At 37.3% G+C, this 22218-nt stretch carries 20 protein-coding genes; 10 read left to right on the forward strand and 10 right to left on the reverse strand.

The window, feature by feature from the left end; genetic code table 11:
• Positions 1 to 455 precede the first annotated feature (455 nt).
• From ACG916_RS16535 to tauA, 6 genes are all read right to left on the reverse strand, one after another.
• Positions 456 to 2579 (reverse strand): AAA family ATPase, encoded by a 2124-nt coding sequence (locus ACG916_RS16535; RefSeq protein ID WP_419330650.1) that lies wholly within the window; start codon positions 2577 to 2579, stop codon positions 456 to 458.
• Positions 2580 to 3114: 535 nt separating this feature from the next.
• Positions 3115 to 5016 (reverse strand): 5'-nucleotidase C-terminal domain-containing protein, encoded by a 1902-nt coding sequence (locus ACG916_RS16540; protein WP_056515453.1) that lies wholly within the window; start codon positions 5014 to 5016, stop codon positions 3115 to 3117.
• A 298-nt stretch (positions 5017 to 5314) separates the two neighbouring features.
• Positions 5315 to 6178 (reverse strand): taurine dioxygenase, encoded by an 864-nt coding sequence (gene tauD / locus ACG916_RS16545; protein WP_056515455.1) that lies wholly within the window; start codon positions 6176 to 6178, stop codon positions 5315 to 5317.
• Positions 6179 to 6279: 101 nt separating this feature from the next.
• Positions 6280 to 7122: a taurine ABC transporter permease TauC gene (gene tauC / locus ACG916_RS16550; protein ID WP_056515459.1), complete on the reverse strand. Its 843-nt coding sequence runs from the start codon at positions 7120 to 7122 to the stop codon at positions 6280 to 6282.
• Positions 7122 to 7946, reverse strand: a complete 825-nt coding sequence (gene tauB / locus ACG916_RS16555; protein ID WP_056515461.1) for a taurine ABC transporter ATP-binding subunit — start codon at positions 7944 to 7946, stop codon at positions 7122 to 7124. Before tauB ends, tauC begins: the two co-directional genes overlap by 1 nt.
• An 18-nt stretch (positions 7947 to 7964) precedes the next feature.
• Positions 7965 to 8954, reverse strand: a complete 990-nt coding sequence (tauA, locus tag ACG916_RS16560; RefSeq protein ID WP_056515465.1) for a taurine ABC transporter substrate-binding protein — start codon at positions 8952 to 8954, stop codon at positions 7965 to 7967.
• Between the two features lie 362 nt (positions 8955 to 9316).
• Here tauA and ACG916_RS16565 point away from each other — a divergent pair, with 362 nt between their 5' ends.
• Positions 9317 to 10324 carry a putative solute-binding protein gene (locus tag ACG916_RS16565; protein WP_004719019.1) on the forward strand — a complete coding sequence of 336 codons (1008 nt, stop codon included), beginning with the start codon at positions 9317 to 9319 and terminating at the stop codon, positions 10322 to 10324.
• A gap of 76 nt (positions 10325 to 10400) precedes the next feature.
• Here the strand turns inward: ACG916_RS16565 and ACG916_RS16570 are convergent, their stop codons facing one another.
• Positions 10401 to 10670 carry a hypothetical protein gene (locus ACG916_RS16570; protein ID WP_224964478.1) on the reverse strand — a complete coding sequence of 90 codons (270 nt, stop codon included), beginning with the start codon at positions 10668 to 10670 and terminating at the stop codon, positions 10401 to 10403.
• Positions 10671 to 11492: 822 nt separating this feature from the next.
• Between ACG916_RS16570 and grpE the strand changes: the two genes are divergently transcribed.
• From grpE to ACG916_RS16600, 6 genes are all read left to right on the forward strand, one after another.
• On the forward strand, positions 11493 to 12032 hold the full coding sequence (gene grpE, locus ACG916_RS16575) for a nucleotide exchange factor GrpE (RefSeq protein ID WP_419330654.1): 540 nt from the start codon (positions 11493 to 11495) through the stop codon (positions 12030 to 12032).
• A 166-nt stretch (positions 12033 to 12198) separates the two neighbouring features.
• Positions 12199 to 14142 (forward strand): molecular chaperone DnaK, encoded by a 1944-nt coding sequence (gene dnaK / locus ACG916_RS16580; RefSeq protein ID WP_004719012.1) that lies wholly within the window; start codon positions 12199 to 12201, stop codon positions 14140 to 14142.
• A gap of 89 nt (positions 14143 to 14231) precedes the next feature.
• A complete protein-coding gene (locus ACG916_RS16585; RefSeq protein ID WP_105714719.1) occupies positions 14232 to 14594 on the forward strand; it encodes a MerR family transcriptional regulator in 363 nt (120 codons plus the stop codon).
• Between the two features lie 49 nt (positions 14595 to 14643).
• Complete coding sequence (locus ACG916_RS16590) at positions 14644 to 14940, forward strand: putative quinol monooxygenase (protein ID WP_419330647.1); 297 nt, start codon at positions 14644 to 14646, stop codon at positions 14938 to 14940.
• A gap of 108 nt (positions 14941 to 15048) precedes the next feature.
• The gene (locus ACG916_RS16595; RefSeq protein ID WP_004719005.1) at positions 15049 to 15465 is read left to right on the forward strand and encodes a hypothetical protein; all 417 of its coding nucleotides are present in this window, start codon (positions 15049 to 15051) and stop codon (positions 15463 to 15465) included.
• Positions 15466 to 15467: 2 nt separating this feature from the next.
• Entirely contained in the window at positions 15468 to 15992 is a 525-nt protein-coding gene (locus tag ACG916_RS16600) for a hypothetical protein (protein WP_419330646.1), read from the forward strand.
• A gap of 9 nt (positions 15993 to 16001) precedes the next feature.
• On the opposite strand, the gene ACG916_RS16605 is transcribed toward ACG916_RS16600, so the two are convergent.
• On the reverse strand, positions 16002 to 16616 hold the full coding sequence (locus tag ACG916_RS16605) for a hypothetical protein (protein ID WP_419330645.1): 615 nt from the start codon (positions 16614 to 16616) through the stop codon (positions 16002 to 16004).
• 137 nt (positions 16617 to 16753) lie between these two features.
• On the opposite strand from ACG916_RS16605, the gene ACG916_RS16610 reads away from it, so the two are divergent.
• The 3 genes from ACG916_RS16610 to ACG916_RS16620 all read left to right on the forward strand — a co-directional run bounded on the left by ACG916_RS16610 (position 16754) and on the right by ACG916_RS16620 (position 18168).
• A complete protein-coding gene (locus ACG916_RS16610; RefSeq protein ID WP_419330643.1) occupies positions 16754 to 17335 on the forward strand; it encodes a hypothetical protein in 582 nt (193 codons plus the stop codon).
• Between the two features lie 80 nt (positions 17336 to 17415).
• A complete protein-coding gene (locus tag ACG916_RS16615) occupies positions 17416 to 17673 on the forward strand; it encodes a matrixin family metalloprotease (protein WP_419330641.1) in 258 nt (85 codons plus the stop codon).
• 111 nt (positions 17674 to 17784) lie between these two features.
• Complete coding sequence (locus ACG916_RS16620) at positions 17785 to 18168, forward strand: hypothetical protein (protein ID WP_419330640.1); 384 nt, start codon at positions 17785 to 17787, stop codon at positions 18166 to 18168.
• Between the two features lie 108 nt (positions 18169 to 18276).
• Here the strand turns inward: ACG916_RS16620 and ACG916_RS16625 are convergent, their stop codons facing one another.
• A complete protein-coding gene (locus ACG916_RS16625) occupies positions 18277 to 20355 on the reverse strand; it encodes a TerD family protein (RefSeq protein ID WP_419330638.1) in 2079 nt (692 codons plus the stop codon).
• 93 nt (positions 20356 to 20448) lie between these two features.
• Positions 20449 to 21738 (reverse strand): lytic murein transglycosylase, encoded by a 1290-nt coding sequence (locus tag ACG916_RS16630; protein ID WP_419330636.1) that lies wholly within the window; start codon positions 21736 to 21738, stop codon positions 20449 to 20451.
• Between the last annotated feature and the right edge of the window lie 480 nt (positions 21739 to 22218).

Raw genomic sequence — 22218 nt, forward strand, 5'->3', positions numbered from 1 at the left:
ACAAGTTGTTCTTCATATTCTCTTAATGATCTTCTCAATGCTTCGTCAGCATCAAGCTAGGTCGGCTATACTACTCTCTATCTCTAAAAAGTCAATCAATAATGTTAATTATTTTTTCTAACAAACCCAACTTCAATCTCATCTTAAAATCTCAATTCGAAATCCTAACAACTTAATCAAGTGCCTGATTTATCAGAAGTTTTATTTAACATCACCGCCGATGGATGTGCATTCTACAGCATTCCCAACCCAACACAACCCCTTTTTTTAAACTTTCTTATCGGATGTGCATTTTTTCCTCAAAATCAGTGATTTTTTATGCTTTTTATCTATTTTTTAAGCATTTTTCATTATTTTTTTCATATTAAAGTTATTTTTATGCTTTGTTTTCCACTCTCGAATCACAAAATCTGAGCATTATTCAACTGAATCAGGATTCAAAAAGAAAAACCGCATCAATTTGATGCGGTAAATCCTATACTTTGTGCACTTTTATATTTTGCAGTAATTTCATCTGTTAAATGCTGCAGAATAGAATTCACATTTTCAAAAGGATGAAAACAGGACTGTCGTACAATCACAGCAAAGTCTCCTGCACTTAAACGATCTAAAGATTGCAGCTTTACTTTTATATCGGCTTCATGAACAACAAGTTTGAGTTGTGTGCAGACATTTTCCAGTAAAGCCAAACGCTGTGCATAATTTAGAAAATCAAAATGCATTTTAAAATCGAAACGGCGTAATGCAGCTTGATCAAGTTCATCAAAGCGATTGGTTGTCGCCACCACGATGCCATTAAAGCTTTCCATTTGAACCAAAAACTCTTTTACCTGAGAAACTTCCCAAGAGCGGGTTGCTTGGCGGCGATCTTGTAATAAACCATCTACTTCATCCAGCAATAAAATTGCCTGTAAGTCTTCGGCTTCATGAAACGCTTTAGCAAGGTTCTGTTCTGTTTCACCGACCCAAGCAGAAATTAAGTCTGAACCACGCTTAATCAGTAAAGGTCGATTGATGGTTTCAGATAACCATCGTGCAAATGCAGTTTTACCTGTTCCTGATGCTCCGTATAGACATAACCGGCCAAAACCATGTTGCTGGATACCTGATGCGATCTCCGCAAGATTCACCTTACAGTTGATATAGTTCAAATCATAGAACTTGGGCAAAGCATTACTATCTTGCAATTTAATACCTTGGTAACCCTGTGCTTTTAAGGTATTGGAAACCAATTTGGTCATGCTTTCCTGTATCACTAAATGCTCATTGTGCATTTGAGCCGCTTTGGCAACACGATAACTACGGCGTAAAATTGCTGGAGATAATTGTTCAACATTGGCCAAGGCTTCCTGATACAAAGGATTAAGTTCTTGACCACAATGTTGCTCGATAAAACTTCTGCGTTGCTTTTTAGGTGGCACTTTAATTTCAAGCACCATATCAAAACGGCGTATAAACGCAGGATCAAGCTGATCGGAATTAGACACCCAAATCGTTGGTGTACGATTTTGCTCTAAAATACGATTGACCCAAGCCTTACGACTTTGCGCAGTGCTTTTCATCCCCACACCATTTTCGGTGTCATTAAACACATCCTCGACTTCATCAAACATCAATAAAGCAGATTGACTGTCGAAAATGCATTGTGCTGCACGATACGCACATAAACGCCCTGTGGCTGAAATTGCATCACCATCTTCATCTTCACAGGAGATTTCAAAAAGTTGCACCGCCATTTCATCTGCAAGGCTCTTACACAGTTGTGTCTTTCCTGTGCCTGAACTGCCATAAAGGAAGATATTTACACCCTGTTGCTTACTCATTTTGACTTGCTTTAAATAAGCTAGGAGTAAAGTCAATTCAGTGTGTAAATGAGGATAATCCTCTAAGGTTAATTCAGCAGGCTGACTTTTATTAATGGTTCCAACAAACAGATCCATAACATCATTGGTTTTCACCAATAACTTATCGGCTAATTGGTTTGACACCAGATTCAATTTCCCACGTAAATAATTACGATAGTGTTGTTGAACACTGATTAAGCCACTGCGATGTAAACGCCCTTGTACAGACAAAGCCTGACGAATTGCTTCATAAGGCAAATCTAAAACTACAGCCAAAGCACGTATGGTTTTAGACGCAGTCAATTCACCGATGGTATCCGCAATATCATCTAAAAGTTGTTCACTGTTTAACATCACGATAAAGCCTAAAATCGTGCTTTCAACAGCATTTAAATCCAGTAATTGCTGTATTAACTTTAGGTTATATTGCAACTCAGCATTGAACTGAAAATTATCTAATAAATTTTGCTGTTGGCTATTTTTATGCAAATGGTTGAGTTCCTGATAAGCAGCTTGCTCATCGAACTTATCTGCAAGTAATGCTTCAGAAAAACCTAACTTTTTTGCAATCCATTGATGACTAAAGCAATGATCAGAAATAAATTCTTTTGCACCACCTAACTCGACCAAAAATCGAAAAGCCCAAAGTTTTACAATCGGAGAAATTTCAGCAAAATCCTCTACGTCAACCTGATGCATATTTTGTGCAAAAGGTTGATTAATATATTCGTTCATATATTCACTTTTTTCTTTTCATGCCGAAGGCTAAACTTTTTCCAATTTGCATTTTCTGCAAGCAAAGTCATCCCTCAGAACATGTATATTCTTTAAAATAAGGTTTATTTTCGTTTAATTTAAACGATTAAAAATGTATAGGGTCTATTTAAAGCCCAAAATGAGAAATACGTTAAACAACATGATTTTTCTCCCGAATATTGAATTTAACAGCTGATTCAAATCACATTTTAAGCACCCTGCTTAAAACGATGGGTTCAATCAAGATATTATGGTTATCCTGCAACCAGTCAGTGGTTGTAAACAATCTTGTCAAAAGGCAACGTTACAAGATCAAATTGAGGCAAGTGAAAAGAAAATTAGGTTTGTCATTGTGATTATTTAAGCCATCGTGGCTAAATTTTGGCTCATTTTAAAGTTAAGCATGGTTTTTTGCAATTATTTATTCATCACCAACATAGGATTTTGTCAGTTTTCATTAACGACCCAACGAAAAAAATCCCGCCGAAGCGGGATTTTGATTGTTTGTTTCAGTTTATTTTGCTTTATCGATAAATATCTGGGTACTGTATTCAGCCGTTGCTAATTTATTAATTTTCTTTTGACCTGTCTGACCAGCCAAACCTTGGGCATATTTGAGGAAAGCCTCAGCATAGTCTAAGCCAACATTCACACGGCGCTCACCAGTAATGGTTTTCAGGGTAGTATAGTAGTCACCACCATTGGCAAGAAAATCAATCGTGATCGCTTTGTAAGTCTTATTGAGATCTAGATTTTCATATTGCCCAGATGCATTACGTACTTGTATTTGGTTAAGACGCTGGCCTTTGTCTTTGGTAAAGTCAACATTCCAACGCATACCACCAGTATATGGGTAGCTACCCGTATTATTCTGGGCAATCACACCATCTATTGCATCCTCTAAGGTGGCTTTAACTTCAGCACCCGTCAGATCTAAACGCAACAATGTATTCTTGAACGGTAAGACATTATAAATTTTACCAACTGTCACATCCCCTAAAGCAACATCTTCACGGACACCACCACCATTTTGGAATGAGATATCAGCGCCAAAGAAAGTCTTTCCTTGTTGTAAAAACGCTTCAGCAATAATTTGTTGAATATCTCCACCATGTTGATCGACATGGGTATTCTTATTACAGATATCGCCGAGTGTTGAACGATTTACATCCCGTTGTGTACCAGGGACTCGACGTGAACAGAGATTATCTGTCGCTTGACCTACGATTTCCTGAGCAAATTTTTTCTTTTGTTCCTGATACGGTTTTAAAACATCCAAAGTCTTTTGTAGTGGCATTACAACAGTAAATGGGGCCTGATCTGTTTTAAATTGCGTCAGAATTGCTTGTTTTTCAGTTTCGGTGACTGCTTTTGCGTCTTTGGCGGTACGGGTAAAGTTATTGCCAATGAGTACATGTGGTGTTCCACTACAGCTTTCGACATTCCCGTTTTTGTCAAACTTCACATTTAAATCGCCCACGATATAACTGTACTGCCAAGCTTGCGCGACGCAGACCAATTGACCATCTTTGTTTCTCAGCTGTGTTGGATAAGCACCTTCAGGTGTCATGCCATATTTTTTAAGACTGTCAGGGCCCAACAAGGTATGTGAATCACCCCCAATAATCACATCAACATCGGTAAGTGATTTTGCCAGCTGTTGGTCTAAGTCATATCCCACATGGGTTTGAAGAATAATATTTTTAATACCTTGTGCTTTATATTGATTTATTTCTTTTTGTGCTGTTTCAATTTCATCTGCAAACAATGTATCAGCATTTGGTTGAGAAGAGTTTTTGGTTTTCTTAGCAACCGTTAAACCAATGATTGCAAATTTAACCCCCTCTTTTTCAAACACTTGTGACTTCAAAATGCGATTGGTTTTATACAACGGTGAAGATGCACCAAAACTGACATTGGCCGTTAAAATTTGGGTTTTGTCTTTACAAGAACTTTGATCCAAGAAACCAATAAATTTCTTTAATCCATCATCTTTAGAATCAAACTCATGGTTACCAGGCGTAAATGTATCAAAACAAACGGTGTTCATTGCATCTGCGTCTGCTTTACCATCCGTTAAGTTATAGTACAAATCGCCAGTGATCGCATCACCAGCATGTATTTTTAAAGCATTTTTCTTTTCTACTGCAAGTTGGTTAATTAAGCTTGCAACACGTGCAAATCCACCACTTGCAACACTAAACTCTTCATCCCCTGTCCCCACATTGCTTTTAAATTTAATGCTTTCTTCATCTAAATGTGAATGATGGTCATTAATATGCAAGATATTCAGTTCTAAAGCTTTTGCCTCTACTGGTTTTTCAGTATTTGAATGATCATTATCATCATTACAAGCAACCAACAGCGTAGACAGTACACTCAGCAAAATGATTTGCTTTTTATTATTAATCAACATGATATTTCCAACAAGCAATAAATATTTATGGCCTAGTATGTTGATCATTTGTTTAATTTTGATGAATAATTAAACATTATTGCTCAGCAACAAGGTTTCATCAGAGCTTGAATATTCAAATTGTTTTGTGAACACCGACAAACACAGCATACCGATACTTTTACCAACAGCTCATTTTATGATTTTTTCTTTAATGTATTTTTTAAATATTGAAGTTTCAAAAAGTTGTATTCAAATTCAGTTGTTTCAAAAATAAAAAACCAATCAAATTTGATTGGTTTTTATAACAAGTTAAACCTTAATCTGCTTGATAAAAAGGTTTATCACCCATCAAAGTGGCTCGATTCATAACACGGTGCTGAGGACGGTAATCATCAACAGCATAGTGGAAGGTACAACGATTATCCCAAAATGCCACATCATTGGCCTGCCATGACCAACGCACTACAAACTCTGGTTTCTGAATATGTTCAAACAACATTTTCAAGACAGCATCGCTTTCTTTGGCTTCGAGTTCATTAATTCGTGTGGTAAAACCCTCACTCACAAATAAAGCTTTACGACCTGTGACAGGATGAGTACGAATCACAGGATGGCTAATCGGAGGATGTTTTTTCTTAGCCTGTTCTAGCTTTTCTAATTCAGCAGGATCACCACCAAAACGATCTACTGGAAATGAACGCGCAATATCATGTGTTGCAGTTAAACCAGACAACATCGCTTGCATCGGTTTGGATAATGCTTCAAACGCCGCTGTTCCACTTGACCAAAGCGTATCTCCACCCCATGCAGGGACTTTTTTTGCACTTAAAATTGCGCCCATTGCTGGTGTTTCAAGAAAAGTCACATCGGTATGCCACAGTGCATTATCCCGTAAATCATTTAATTCCGTATCTAAAACCATGATTTCTGGTTGTTCTGGAATATTGGGGTAAATTGGGTGGATGTGTAACTGACCAAATTGACGCGCCAAAGCTGCATGTTGCTGTGCAGTCATCGGCTGATTTCTGAAAAAGATCACCTGATGTTTCAATAAAGCTGCTTCAATCAAAGCCTTTTGTTCAGGTGTTAAAGGCTGATTGAAATTCACACCTTCAATCAGCGCACCAATCGTTGGATTTAATGGGGTAACTTTAAAAATATTTGAAACAACAGCGTTCATTTCTTCCTCGATCATCTCACGATGTATTAAAGGCAATGCATCATTAAAACGTTAAAACTAAATATGGCGATATGCTATCGAAAAATGTAGCGAAAAATAACTTACTGAGATTGCTTATCCCAAGGGACTAATTTCTTTTGCAAACGACGTAAACCAATTTCCAGAATAAAGGCAATCACAGCGATAATTAAAATCCCGACAATCACAACATCCGTAGCCAAAAGCTGTGAAGATGATTGCACCATAAAGCCTAAACCTTCAGAAGCACCAACCAACTCTGCTGCCACCAAAGTCGACCATCCCACCCCAAGACCAATACGGATACCGGTTAAAATGCTCGGTAAAGAACTTGGTAAAACCACATGTTTAATAATTTGCATTGGGCTTGCACCCAAAGACTGTGCAGCACGAATTTTGGCTTGGTCGACTGAACGGACACCGGTTGCTGTTGCGATAACAATCGGTGCAAAAATTGCCAGATAAATCAGTAGTACCTTGGACAATTCACCAATACCACACCAAATTACAATCAAAGGTAAATACGCCAGTGGTGGAATCGGACGATAAAACTCAATGATGGGATCTAAAATACCCCGCACAATTTTATTGCGACCAATCGCAATCCCCACTGGAATCGCAGTGATAACCGCAGCAATCAACGCCGTGCCGATACGACCCAAACTTGCGCCAATATGACTCCACAAGCTAATACTCATATAGCCATTGCTGAACAAATCATTGAAACGCTGCAACACGGCGGTTGGTGATGGTAAGAATAAAGCATCAATCCAGCCTAAAGTGGTGACCAGCCACCAAATTGCAATCAAAGTAATGATCGTGATACTACTGATCAAAGTAATATTGACTTCACGTGGAACCTTCACCTCCACAGTCTGAGATTCAACTGTACGAGGGATCAATTTAGGGTCTAATTGTGCTGTCATTACTCCACCTTTTCCACTTGAGCTTGGTCGCTCTGAGCAACATGGTATTGATCCTGATTATTTTGAATGAATACACAACTCAACACATGCTCTCGCATTTCAATAAACTTGGGATCTGATTTAATACTTCGTGCTGGCTCGCCATTGGCATAGCGTTTAGCAAAATCCAACTCCAGCTTTTCCACAATTCGCCCAGGATTTGGTGCAAGAATAATCAGATCTGTAGCCAGAAAAACAGCTTCTTCAATGTCATGGGTAATTAAGAAAGTAGGTTTGGACGTGCTCTTCCAAACATCTAATAATAAGCACTGCATTTGTTCACGAATAAACGCATCCAAAGCACCAAAAGGTTCATCCATCAATAATATTTTAGGGTCAGAAGCCAAAGCACGCGCTAAACCAACCCGTTGACGTTGCCCGCCTGAAAGTTCCCAGATATGGCGTTGACCAAAGCCTTCTAAATTCACCAATTTGAGTAATGCTTGTGCACGGTTTTGACGTGTTTTTTTATCAACCCCTGCAAGCTCTAAACCAAAAGCAATATTGTCTTCTACATTTTGCCAAGGCAATAAAACATCATCTTGGAACACCACACCACGGTCTCGGCTAGGTGCAACGATTGCTTCACCATCCAGTTTTAAAGTGCCTGCTTGTGGTTGAGTAAATCCAGCAATCAGATTTAATAAGGATGTTTTACCACTGCCTGAAGCACCTAATGCAACCATCAGTTGCTCAGAACCCAGTTGAAATGACACATCTTTCAAAACTGGTTGTTCAGCACCCGGATACTGTGCTTGTACATGTTCTACAGTCAATACAGCCATGATGAATACTTCCGATCTCTATTTCGATGTTTGAATAAAACGCGTGTTAATAAACTGTTGATAATTTGGAGAAACCTTTCTCACCAGACCTTGTGCTTTTAAAAAGTTCACTGAGTTGACAATATTTTGTGTGGTCCGCCCACCAAGGTATTGAGTGCTTAATTGCGCCTGACGATCTGGATAGGCGGCGCCAGCAAGAAGCGCTGGCACATCTTGAGCATCTACGCCGGTAATTTTGGCAATTTTTTGCACTTCAGCCGAGTTGGCAGTCCAACGACTTTTATTCTGGTTATAAGATTGGTAATAGTTCAGTGTCACTGTTGAAAACTTTGCTAAGACTTCAGGATGCTTCTGTGCAAAATCTTTACGTGCTACCCAAACTTCAAATGTAGGAGATCCCCATTGCCCAACCTGCCCTGCATCTGTGATGACCTTGCCGGTTTTCTTAATATTGGCAAGTGCAGGTGACCAGACAAAAGCTGCATCTATATCGCCTCTGCGCCATGCTGCATTAATTTCAGCTGGTTTTAGGTTCAACAACCGTATTTGATTGGTTTTAATATTCCAATGCTGCAAAGCCCCCAATAAACTGTAATGGGAAGTCGAAGCAAATGGCGTGGCCACCTTTTTCCCAATCAAGTCCTGAGGACTATTAATTCCTGAGCCATTTCTCACCACTAAGGCTTCCGCACTTTTCAGATCGGTAGAAATTAAAAACACCTCTATGGGCAAATTATTGGCAACAGCTGCCCCTAACGGACTTGAACCAATCAGTGCGATATCTACAGAACCAGAAGCCAATGCAGTTAAAACCTCTGCACCACTATTAAATAAGCGCCAATCCAGTTTTTCCCCAATCACTTTGTCATACACACCATCAGCCTGTGCAACTTTTGCAGGTTCTATGTTGGTTTGATAACCAATGACGATAGGGCGAGCATTTGCCAAACCACTATAGCTATATAAACTTATAGCTGAGCAAAGCAAAATCAGTTGCTGAAATTTCATGATCAATGTATGGACTAGAATAAATAAAAAGAGATGGGAATCAGCCTCATGGTACGGTTTTTTTGTATATTATTAAAAATACGTTTTTTAGATTTACTTATATGTTTTATTGATTAACAAAACTTGAAATCTATTTTATTTTTCTAGATCGATCAAAATTAACAAGATTTTAATTAAGCCACTAAACCCACACCAACAACCATAACAACATCACAATAATATTTTATTAAGATAAATAAATCACATTAAGTAAGCTATTCAATGGTTTATTCATCGGAAATAGAGTAAAAACTCTATTTTTATTCAAATAAAATTACTATATTTAGTATAAATAAAACGCGTTTTAAGTATAAGGATATAACATGAAAAAGGAATTTCTTGCCCTTACTACAATCGTATTATTAGGAATATCAAGTACCTCTCAAGCAAAACAAGAAATCTGTGTTTTTGATTTATTAGGGAAAGCTGGTGAATCCTATAAAATGATGGAAGAGTGGGCACTCGCTGCAAAAACATGGAATACCGATGTCCAGCTCATTGCTTACCAAAATGAAGAGCTTGCTGATAAAGATTTTAAAAATGGCAAATGTGATGCTGCCTATATCACCACAATGCGTGCACGCCAATACAATAAATTCGCAGGATCTATTGATGCGTTGGGTGGTGTTCCAACCAATGCCATTGCGCTCAAAGCGATTACCTTTGTCTTGGATAAACGTAATGTAAAACGCTTAAAAACCAAGATAGACAATGAAGAAATAGAAATTGGTGGAATCGGTCAAATTGGCCCTGCCTATATCTTTGTGAATGATCGAGCCATCAATACCATTGAAAAAGGTAAAGGTAAAAAATTTGCGGTATTGGCGTATGACAAAGCACAGATTGCAATGGTTGAACGTGTCGGAGCAATTCCTGTTCCATCCGATATTTCCAATTTTATTAAGAAGTTTAATACAGGTGAAGTACCAATGGTGGGAGCACCAGCCTATGCATTTAAACCTTTAGAAATGGAAAAAGGGCTTGGCTCTAAAGGTGCATTGATCAATTTTCCAGTGCTTAATGTTACTGCTGATCTGGTGTTTAGATCTCAAAAATTCCCAGCTACTTTTGGCAATGATTCTAGAACCTGGTTTATCAAGCAACTTCCGCGTCAATTCAGTATGGTCAAACGTTTAGAAGAAGGCATTCCTGCTAAATATCGTTTGAATTTAAGTAAAGTAGATACTGAAAAATATCAAAAGCTGTTACGAGATGGACGTATGGATTTAACCCGACAAGGTATTTACGATCCGACCATGATGTCAGTGCTTAAACGGGCACGTTGTACTGTAGATCGAACCAATTTTGAATGTTCTTTGGCGGGTGAATAACATCTCTTCAAAAGTTATTGATAAAAAATCAGGCAATGGAGGCATCCATAAATTGCCTGATTTTTTATTTTAAAATTTACTGAGCTGAAGGTTGTTCAACTAAACTTGGGTCATTGGTTGCTTGAGCAGGTTGTGATTGCTGAATCGTCGCATCACCCTCAACAGCAGTACCTTGTTGAGTCGGATCTACCGTCGAAGTTTGTGCCGATTGTTGTTGATCTGCAGAACTCATTGGTGCTGATTGGGTCGTTTCAGGTGCTTGTGTTGTTTCACTTGATGTACACGCCGTACTCATGACCGCAACACCAGCCAATAGCATAAAAATAAGACCTGATTTTTTCATCATAAATTCCTTTATCACTCTATCAAAAAACGGCAACACAGGACTGCGTTGTCGTGCTGACTATGATTGCTATTTTTTCTGCAAACTTCGTTGAAGCTTGGTTAGACTTTTAAGGTATTGCCGTATAAGTTATGCAAAGTTTATTAAATCAATGATTTAGATTGACCGATTTTATTTTTCATTATACTTGTTTCATTTCGCTGGATTTTTTTATGGGATTGAATGCGATTAGGCAAAAGTCTATCTAATAAAAGATATACTTTTACCATAAAAGTTTCGCATTACTTACATTGTTAATGGTTTTTACAAGACAAAAAAAAGCTTACCCAAGAAGATTGGATAAGCGATGAAAACATTGTTCAAACTAAAAAAAGAAACTACAGCCATAGAATCTATGAAGCATGATAATTAAATTATTGCTTTTTCGCAAAGCCTTATTTTCAATAAGTTTAATCGGTTTTACATGTGAGTTAAGTATTTTGATCTATTCATTCAATTTTAATTTTTGAATTTACTCATCATTTTTAACCAATAACCGCATCAATTCCTCATAAATTTAAATTTTTAATCTAAAAAAATAATCATTGATTTGATGATTATTCCAACAAAAATATCTTTAAATTTTAAGATTTCTCTCTTAGATCCGCTTTTTTCACTGAATTTCATTAAATAATGTCTAAAACTGCTTGAATTTTAGCGGCTCGCCCACATTTCTTATTCATTAATGAATTAAACGATCATGGCAGTTCAAAAATGAACACAGTGCAAAACTGCTGCCGATAAGGACTGTACATGTTTAAGAACCCATTTAAACGGAGTAAATCAATGGCAACTGAGCAGAATCAAGAAGCCCAAGATATTCAAAACGAGCAAGCCGAACAGCAAACTCAGGCTGAAAATGAACAGGTTGAAGTTACCGTTGAAGCTTTACAGGCTCAAATCAGTCATCTTGAAGAGAGCTTAAAACTCGAAAAAGCACGTACTGCAAATGCAGTTTATGAAGCACAAAAAAGTGTAGAACGTATTCAACGTGATGCTGAAAAGCATAAAGACATTGTGTTAGAAAAGTTTGCCAAAGAATTATTAAATTCTGTCGACAACCTTGAACGTGCAATTCTTGCAGGTGGTGATGAAGAAACACCTGTACTCGAAGGCGTAAAACTGACTTTGAAATCACTTCTCACCACTTTAGAAAAATTCGGTGTTGTTGAAGCAGACACAACCAATGGTTTTAACGCTGACTTACATCAAGCTGTCGGGATCGCCCCAAATGCACAAGCCAACCAAATTGGCACAGTTTTGCAAAAAGGCTACACCTTAAATGGTCGACTACTTCGCCCTGCAATGGTGATGGTTGGTCAATAAGCGTAATAAATAGGAGCTTTTTAAAAATATTTTCATGAATTTTCACAAATCATGACTTGAAAATTTTTGAATGGCTCTCATATCGGATAACAAGAAAATCCCTTTTAACTCCCCTTTGCAAAAAGAGGAAACCAGGGATTCAAAAGAATTTAGAGGAATTTGATTTATGGCTAAAATTATTGGTATTGACTTAGGTACAACGAATTCATGTGTTGCTGTACTTGAAGGCGATAAAGTTAAAGTGATTGAAAATGCTGAAGGTACCCGTACAACACCTTCTATCGTTGCATATAAAGATGGCGAAATTCTTGTGGGTCAATCTGCTAAACGTCAAGCAGTGACTAACCCTAAGAATACATTATTCGCAATCAAGCGTTTAATTGGTCGTAAGTATCAAGACCAAGCAGTACAAAAAGATATCGGTATTGCACCATTCAAAATCATCAAAGCTGATAATGGTGATGCTTGGGTTGAAGTAAACGACAAAAAACTTGCGCCGCAACAGATCTCTGCAGAAATTTTGAAAAAAATGAAAAAAACTGCGGAAGATTATTTAGGTGAAACAGTAACAGAAGCTGTTATTACAGTTCCTGCTTACTTCAATGATGCACAACGTCAAGCAACAAAAGATGCTGGTCGTATTGCTGGTCTAGAAGTTAAACGTATCATTAACGAACCAACTGCTGCTGCACTTGCGTTCGGTATGGACAAAAAAGAAGGCGACCGTAAAGTTGCTGTATATGACTTAGGTGGTGGTACATTTGACGTATCAATCATTGAAATCGCTGACTTAGATGGCGACCAACAAATCGAAGTATTGTCAACCAATGGTGATACATTCCTTGGTGGTGAAGACTTTGATAATGCATTGATCGACTATTTGGTTGAAGAGTTCAAGAAAGAGCAAAACTTCAACTTGAAACAAGATCCACTTGCATTACAACGTTTAAAAGAAGCAGCTGAAAAAGCTAAAATTGAGCTTTCTTCATCTAATTCGACTGAAATTAACTTGCCATACATCACTGCGGATGCAACTGGTCCTAAACACTTAGTGATGAATGTAACACGTGCCAAACTAGAAGGTTTAGTTGCTGATTTAGTTGCGCGTACAATTGAGCCTTGCCGTATCGCACTTAAAGATGCAGGTCTTTCGACTTCTGACATCTCTGACGTGATCTTGGTTGGTGGTCAATCACGTATGCCAATGGTTCAACAGAAAGTACAAGAGTTCTTCGGTAAAGAACCTCGTAAAGATGTGAACCCGGATGAAGCTGTTGCGATTGGTGCGGCAATTCAAGGTGCGGTATTGTCTGGTGACAAAACTGACGTACTTTTACTTGACGTAACACCATTAACACTTGGTATCGAAACCATGGGTGGCGTATTAACTGCAATTATTGAGAAAAACACCACGATTCCTGCGAAGAAATCTCAAGTGTTTTCTACAGCAGCAGATAACCAACCAGCGGTAGATATTTCAGTTTACCAAGGTGAACGTAAAATGGCTCAACAAAACAAATTGTTGGGTAACTTCCAATTAGGCGACATTCCACCTGCGCCACGTGGTGTGCCACAAATTGAAGTATCGTTCGACATCAATGCTGATGGTATTTTAAAAGTATCAGCAAAAGACAAGAGCACTGGTAAAGAACAATCTATCCAGATCAAAGCAAACTCTGGTTTGTCTGATGCTGAAATCGAAGCAATGATCAAAGATGCTGAAGCAAATGCTGAAGAAGATCGTAAGTTTGAAGAGCTTGCAAAAGCACGTAACGAAGCTGATGCTTTAGTTGCTTCTGCAAACAAAGCTGTGAAAGATCTTGGCGAACAAGTCACTGCTGATGAAAAAACTGCAATTGAAGCAGCAGTTTCTGAGTTAGAAGTGACTGCAAAAGAAAATGATGTTGATGCAATTAAAGCAAAAACTGAAGCTTTACAAAACATCATTATGCCGATCACTCAGCGTGCTTATGAAGCAGCTCAAGGTCAAGGCGGCGCTGAAGGCTTCGATCCTAACCAATTCGGTGGTGATGCAGGCCAACAACAGCAAAAAGCTGATGATGGCGTTGTAGATGCTGAATTCACTGAAGTTAAAGATGACAAAAAATAATTTGTCACTTTAATCTTAAAAAACCGCTCAAGAGATTGGGCGGTTTTTTTATATGATCTATTTTTATCCGTAAAGCTATGGAGTCACTTTTGTTTATCTCTGATATCTCTAAAAAAACTGGACTCTCTATCCATACCCTGCGTTATTATGAACAAATAGGCTTGCTGAAAAATATCCATCGTAATCAATCTGGGCGACGTGTATATACCAAACTTGATCTGGAATGGCTTGAATGGGTAAAACGCTTAAAATCAACAGGCATGCCTCTAGAAAAAATGCAAGATTTTGCCCAATTTCGACTACAAGGAGAGCAAACCTTAAAACAAAGACAAGATCTTCTTATTGCCCATTCTGTTCAATTAAAACAAGAAATTCAAAGACTCAAGCAAGAACAAAGCATTGTCGACTATAAAATTGAAGTATATGCACAAAAAATGCTTGAGCTAGAGTGAACTCGAGCAGTTAATATTTTTGACTCACGATTTGAGTTAGGAGTAGACAATGTTAAGTTCAGGTTTTTACATCACTGCAGAATTAAAAATTAAAGATAAAGACAAAATCTTAGAAACCCGTGAAGCCTTACAAGCATTATGTAAGCTCACTCTTCAACAAGAACCGGGATGTAGCTTATTTCAACTGCATCAATGCAAACAAGAGCCAACTCGTTTACTACTTTGGGAACGCTTCGACTCGGAACAGGCTTACCATGCGCATTTTAAACAGCCCTATACACAACACTACCTTTCCAAAGATTTAACCGAAGTGGTGCAACATTTCGTCAGTGATATTGTGCTATAAAAAAGCTCGAAAAATCACTCCAGTCATCGAGTGGTTTTTCTTATTGATCAATTGCCAATCTTCACTAAATCTTTTATCTTAATTATCACAATAATAATGAGTCAAATGATGAAAAACTCTCCTGCTGTATCCAATACTGTGTATTACAGCTTGATCATAGCGCAATTTATATTGCCTATCATTGCAGCAGTCATCGATATATACAGTACTGAACCCGAGTTAGAACTTCTGGATAAAACACTTTACCAAGACCCGCAAGCTTGGGAATTGGGAGTGATGTCGATTGCAGGTTTAATCATCCTCATCATCACTTTTGGTTTATGTTTAAAAAAAGAATGGGCAAGAAAAGCTTATCTCTATACATTTTTCCCAATATTTCTGATTTATTTTATGCCCTTTATGCACTGGATTTACATGACCAGTTATGCAGCTATTTTTAACGATCTGGCCTTTGTTTGTTCTGGAATTCTATTGATGATTTTAGTGACTCCATCACTATATCGACCTATTTTTGAACATGATTAATCATGTATAAAACGCTTGCCATCAGCATTGGCTTATATCTCTTTTTAGAGATTCTATGTCATGGTTTTGCATTTTTTGCAGGGAAAATCGTGAGTAAAGCGGATAAACAAAAGCTCAATCATCCTCTGCACCTTGAATTTACACGGCAAACTTTTTATCGCACCATGTTACTGGTCAGCATTGTATTGATGAGCCATTTCTATACTGAAATTGCCTATTTTGAACAGAATGTTTGGATTCGTTTGACATTGAGTATCAGCATTATTTTACTCATTCTATTTATACTCTGGTGGCTAAATGCTTTTATTCTGCGCCAAGTGGTTTTAAAGCAACAACAACAACAACAACAATCTGTCACTCCGGTATTTAAACAGAAAATCAGCTATATCATGTTGCATCCTTTACAATTCAAAGCTTTATATATCAGCCCTGACTATTTAAAAAGATCTGTTTGGATGAATCGATTACTCAGTGTTTTTGCTTTTATTCTCTTATTTATTGATATCCAAGTCCTGTTTAACGTTTAAATCAACTGATTATGTGAATGAACCTTCGATCGCGATGCCCAAACTCAGCGTTATGATGGTAAATAATCCTTTCATCAACAAAAATAATCCTGCAAATATGCAAATGATCATGATGATTCTTTGCTTTTTGCTCAGGCTTTCACGTATCTGTAAATTGTATAGCCTGTCAGGCTGTTTTTGAATGGATAAATGATCGGTGATCGCCTGAGAAATTTTATCTTCGATAGGATTTAATGACGAACCGTCGAGTACCTCTAAACAATAGTGTCCAACATCCAACTCACAATAAAACATCAGCATTGAAGCACGAGAAAAACCATTTTTACTTGCTCTTGCAATACTTGGTGATAGCTTCACAATCTGCTGAAGATCTGTGTTGGTGATTTGTGGATGAATCAATAGCATAGGTGCAAGTTTAAATAATGGACCCTCTTGCCAAATTGCATAACCACCCTTTTTGCTGATTTTAAAATTTTTAATTTTTTGATTTAAAGCTAAGTCCAGCACTAAACGTGATCGAAATATAAGAAATAGACTGTAGAAAGCCCTTATCAAAAAAGCGATACCAAGGATTAGAGAAATCCAGCCTAAAATCAGCGTGCCATTCATATTGTTGTTTTCCACCTAAAGCTGACTGCTAAAAACATCATCAATTGAAATCAATATTTGTATTGATCACGCAAGCTTTACTTGCTTAAGCATTTGCGATTGTTATATTTTCAGATAAATTATCCACTACAACAATTATTTTTAAATCAATCATGCGTTTTTGGATTCTACTCTGTGTAATTGCCTTTACTGCTTATTTTGCGATACAACGCATGATGTATCCGCAATTGAATCATAATTCTGCCATTGATCGTATCACGCATCCTTTAGATACCCGTTTACGTTATCGTATTGGCGAAATAGATCCGCGTTTTCATGTCAGTAAACAGCAAGTACAAAATTTGGCACAACAAGCTACCGATATTTGGCATTTAGGAACCATGAAAAGTCTCTTTGTTTATGATGATCATGCCAAACTGACGATTAACTTAATTTATGATGAACGCCAAGCGGAATCTAGCGCCAGAAACCAAGAGTTGCGTATTTTGCAAAATACTCAACAATATACACAAAGTGAAAAACAAAAAATTCAGCAACTTCACGCTGAATTAGATCGTACCAATGATGAATTGGATCTGCAAAAAACCAATTATCAAAGTAAAGTTGACCAGTATAATCAGTTGATCAACACCCTTAATCAATCCCATCAAAATTTAGATGCCTCAGCGAGATTGCAGTTAGATCAGCAGAAAAATCAACTGATCATCGAGCAGAACCACTCAAACAACAGTTAGATATTTATAATCAAAAAGTCTATGAATTAAACCGTCAAGTTGGACAGCTCAACGCTGTCAATCAACAATACAATCAATCTGTGGATCACTTTAATAGCCGTTTCCAACCACGCCAATTTGATAAAGGCGTATTCGATGGTAAAACCATTAATATCTATGAATTTGCTTCGGATGCAGACTTGCGTGTCACGATTGCACATGAACTTGGGCATGCTTTGGGCTTAGCACACAATAATGATCCTAAAGCACTCATGTACCCAATGATGAAAGAACAAGATTTGAAAAATTTTAGATTAACCACAGCGGATTTAGCCATGCTAAACTCAAGACAACAATAAGCAAAATTTAGCGATGATTATCAATTTTAAATCCATAATTTATTTATGTATTTAAATCAGTTTTATGCAAAATCATGTTATTGTGAATCCCTGAAGCAATAAATTGAGGAGATGACTGTGAGCTATTATCATATTATTTTAGAAGTAAATGATCATATCAGCACGATTGAGCAAACTCGTGATATTGAAATCTTTGATATTACTGAACTTCAACCTTATCTCCATTCAATTCTGCTGCCTTATTTCAACGAACAAATCATTGAACTAGAAGACGACAATGTCGAGTTTAAAGATGTTTTACACCTTGAAATTAAACAGACCTTATTGCCGATTCAGCATTTAATTGAAGAAGAACAAAAACAGTTACCTAGCGATACCGATGTAACCATTACAGCCTATGAAATCTTTAATGATCGTGATCATACGCAGGATGTTACCGCCGTCATTTTAGATGTCCTAGAAGCAGTCAAAATTGATCCTTTCACAATTGAATAATCCACATAAAAAAAGGTCTGCTTATGCAGACCTTTTAACATTTGGTGAGGGAAAGCTTTGTCACTAATTTCAGAGTAGAAGGAAGCAACGAAATAGCCCTCAGCAACACTATAAATAATTGGCTAAAATATTGTCAATATCTACAGGACGAATTCCTTCATCTACACTAAAAATATGTTCTGCACGAACTCGTTCAGTGACACGTTGCCCTCTAGCTCGAATATGTAAATCAAATAGATCATAGAGGTTCGGGAAAGTTTTTTCTGTCATGGCATACTGCATCAGCGACATACTGGATAAATGACCAAAAACGGTGTTATCGATACTTGGCGTAGCTGTCATCGCCAAATCTGTCCAAATCACTTCACGCTTTTCTAGGTCAATGATCAGTGGAATGGTAAAACTGCTTTTTGAAGTCACATCAAATTTATGCTGAACCGTGGTTGGTTCATAAATCTGACCTTGTTGTGCATCCTCTCGCATCATAAAACCAGCAAAACAAATAGGTAAATCACAATAATTTTGCTGGGTATAACTATTGATACTCATCATCACATAGCGAATTCCCAGAGATAATGCCTTTGAAATATCAATATCAATAAATTCAGATGCACCTTGTGGTGCTGAAGTAATATCACCGCTATGCACTGCAAAACTTTCTTTTAAATTATAAAAAGCAATAGTTGCTTTTACTGTATGTTCTGCATCAAAAACCAATGCGGATAAGTCTATATCCACCCTTTCTGAGTCAGTATCTTTCCAATAAATAAAAAACCGAACAGTATTGCCAATATCCAAAGCTAAACGGCTCCCTGCTGCAATGGTTTTCAATGCTTTACTTGCTGCTCGTTGCGCAAAAGGTACACTATAATTTTTCAACTGATCATCCAGATAGCAAGCACCTAATGGTGAGAGTTTACTGAAACGCTGAATAATACTTTGCTCACATAGGGTTGTTATTTGTGTCGTTATGACTGCAGACAAAGGCGCTAAATTATTTTTGATTGCAAATACTTTGGCAGACTGACCTTTTGGGAAAAAGGTTCGATATTTTAAAGTTCGATTTTGCAGAAAATAGTGCTTGATCTGAAACAGCAAAGCGATCGGCACTGCATCTATAACTGTTTTAAATGCATCAAGCAATTGTTGCTGTTGTACAGGAAATTGCTTTAAACAGTGCTGCAACCTACGCGCAAACTCTCCTGGTCTTTGTTTTAAAAGTTTCACCACATCTTCAAATTGATGGCTTTGTAATGCAATTTCTATCTTTTGGCTGAACCGTTCAGGCTTTTTATTTTCAAGAATATGCTGAAATGCTATACAGGTTTTAGGAAAATGCTTTTGATAACTAAACGGATGTATCCGCTCAATCACACGTTTCCACGGTTCTGGATAACGAAATAAATCTTCCTGAATATGTAGGCAGTTTTCCAACAAAGTTAGTAATATTCGTCGTTGAGACTTTTTCAAAGAAATCAATTTACAAGGTTCTGCTAAACTGACATCACCATCTGACAATGCAACATAAATCCGTAAGACATCAGTTGAAGTCTGTACATGAAGCTGTAACTGTTGCACAGCCCATAATTGCAAACTCAAATATTGAGCGCTGACGATCGCCTGTACTTCTTTATGTTGAAATTTTTCAGGCAAATATTGCAACCCTTTAGATCCAAAATCTCTTATTAAGTAGATAAGATCTGCATGATCCTGCTGATTTAACGATTTTTTTGTATTTAACAGGTTTAAAAATAATGTGGTTAATTCAGTGCCATCCGCAAGATCCAATACATTGAGAATCCTTTTGTTTAATGCTTTTCTAGGCTCAATTTGATATTCAGGTAAGAGGCGTATTCCCAAAAAATCACCAAGATAATGGGCAAATGCATTTTGATATAATTCTGACTCCGACATTTCATATACTTGTTGCGGAAAATTTGGATACATGGGTTTATATTTCACATGTGCCCCATACATCTTTTTAATACAACCCAAAGTATTTTTATAAAATTCATCAAATTGCGTATCAGACAATTTTAATATTTCAGTGCAGAGCTGTTCAGAGCAACTAAAACCAATTCTTTCAAAGTTTGCCAATAAATTGATTAATTTATGAATAGACTGACTCGACTGTCCCTGTGGAAGCTTGATTTTGTTAAATCTTCTGATTAAAAGTTCATTATTCATTGTTATGACTTTCTAAAATTTATAAATTACATCATAAAAGAAAAACCTGATTATTCATCAGGTTTTTCGCAAAAATCATGCAAAACTGTTTGATTAACGCATCATATTCTTTGCAGCTTCATTTCTAAAAGCTTTTAAAATCTGTTGCCCTGCTCGACCTGTTGGACTCAATCCTAACTTCACTTGCTCTTGCTGAATAGCCTGACGCGTTTTATCGCCAATCAAGCCATCTGCATCGCCAATCGCATAGCCTTTTTTCAATAAGTAATTTTGAATTTCTCGGCGTTCTGTACGAGATGTTCCTGCATCGTCAGTTGGCCATGCGGTTTGAAAACCGCCCTTGCCTTGTAAACGATCAGACAAATGTGCAATTGCCAGTGCATAACTTTCCGCAGCATTGTACGAATAAATTGCATCAAAGTTTTTAAACACCAAGAATACTGGACCATTTGCACCCGCAGGCATCATTAAACCAGCCTGAGCGCCTTCCGATAAATTGCCTTGAATGATTGGAGTACCGTCAACACGAGTAAAACCACGATTTACCCAAGTGCTCAACGATTTTTTATTACGACGACTTTCACCACCTACAGAGGCACCAGTTGGGATTTTTACTTCAAAGCCCCACGGCATTCCCGTTTGCCAGCCACGTTTTTTCAAAAAGTTTGCTGTTGATGCCAAAGCATCCGAAGTACTTGAAACCAAGTCACGTCGACCATCACCATCAAAATCTACGGCCAACTCTTCATACGTTGAAGGCATAAATTGAGTATGACCAAATGCCCCTGCCCATGAACCTTTTAACTGTTCTTCGCGTAAATCACCTCGTTGTAAAATACGCATTGTGGCAAAGAATTCACCTCGGAAATAACCTTGTCGACGCCCTTCACAACTTAAAGTTCCCAACGCTTGTAATAAAGGATATTTTCCTGAAATGTCACCAAAATTACTTTCCACGCCCCAAACAGCAACAACCGTTTCTGCTGGAACGCCGTAAGCTGCTGAGACACGGTTTAAAACTTCACGATGCTGAGCCAGCATTTGACGGCCTTTCTCTACCCGCTCTTCATCGACCAAACCTGAAAGATAATCCCAAATCGGTGTTGAAAACTCAGGTTGATAATCCAGTTTACTGATGACCGAATAATCAGGCGTTAGATTTTGCGTATAACGATCAAAGGTTGTGCCACTAACACCTGAACTGATCGCTTGCGAACGTAAATTTGCAATACAGCTTTGAAAATTAGAATTGGGTGTATAGCTTGTATTCGGTGTTGTTGTGATTGGTGAGCTAGATACAGCCTGACCGTTAATGATTAATTCAGCATTGGCATGCGATGCTGCCAACAAAACAGATCCACAAATCAAAGTTAAATGACGCATAATATCCACAAAATGGTTTTAAATTTAAATTATGTGAATACCATAGCAGTCTGTGAATAAAATGACAGATGTAAAAACGTAAATTTTGAATTCATTTTTCGATTTTAAATTCATAACCCACAGTTCACTGTTTTGAATTTTAATATAGTTATCCACACCCCAGTAAACTTATCATTTTTTAAATTCAAAACTTTCACACAAATTTGAATTCAAAAACATCATTATTTTAGCAACCTTAGATTTAAATTTAAAATTCCACTCAATCCCATCAAAACTCGCTTAAGTGTTTATTTTTATCCACAATTTGGATTTTGGATTGGTGAGTCAAAACTTATCCACAGTCGTTATTTTCACTTCGAGCAAGCAAAAGTTTAAATTTAAAGTTTTAAATTCAAAAAACACCCTCAAGTTAATTTAAATTCAAAGTGGATAACTTTTTGGGTTTTGCTGTTAATACTTTTGAATTCAAATGTTCTAAAC

It is taken from the genome of Acinetobacter legionensis (genome assembly GCF_048552295.1).
In the GTDB taxonomy this organism is placed as follows: Bacteria; Pseudomonadota; Gammaproteobacteria; order Pseudomonadales; family Moraxellaceae; genus Acinetobacter.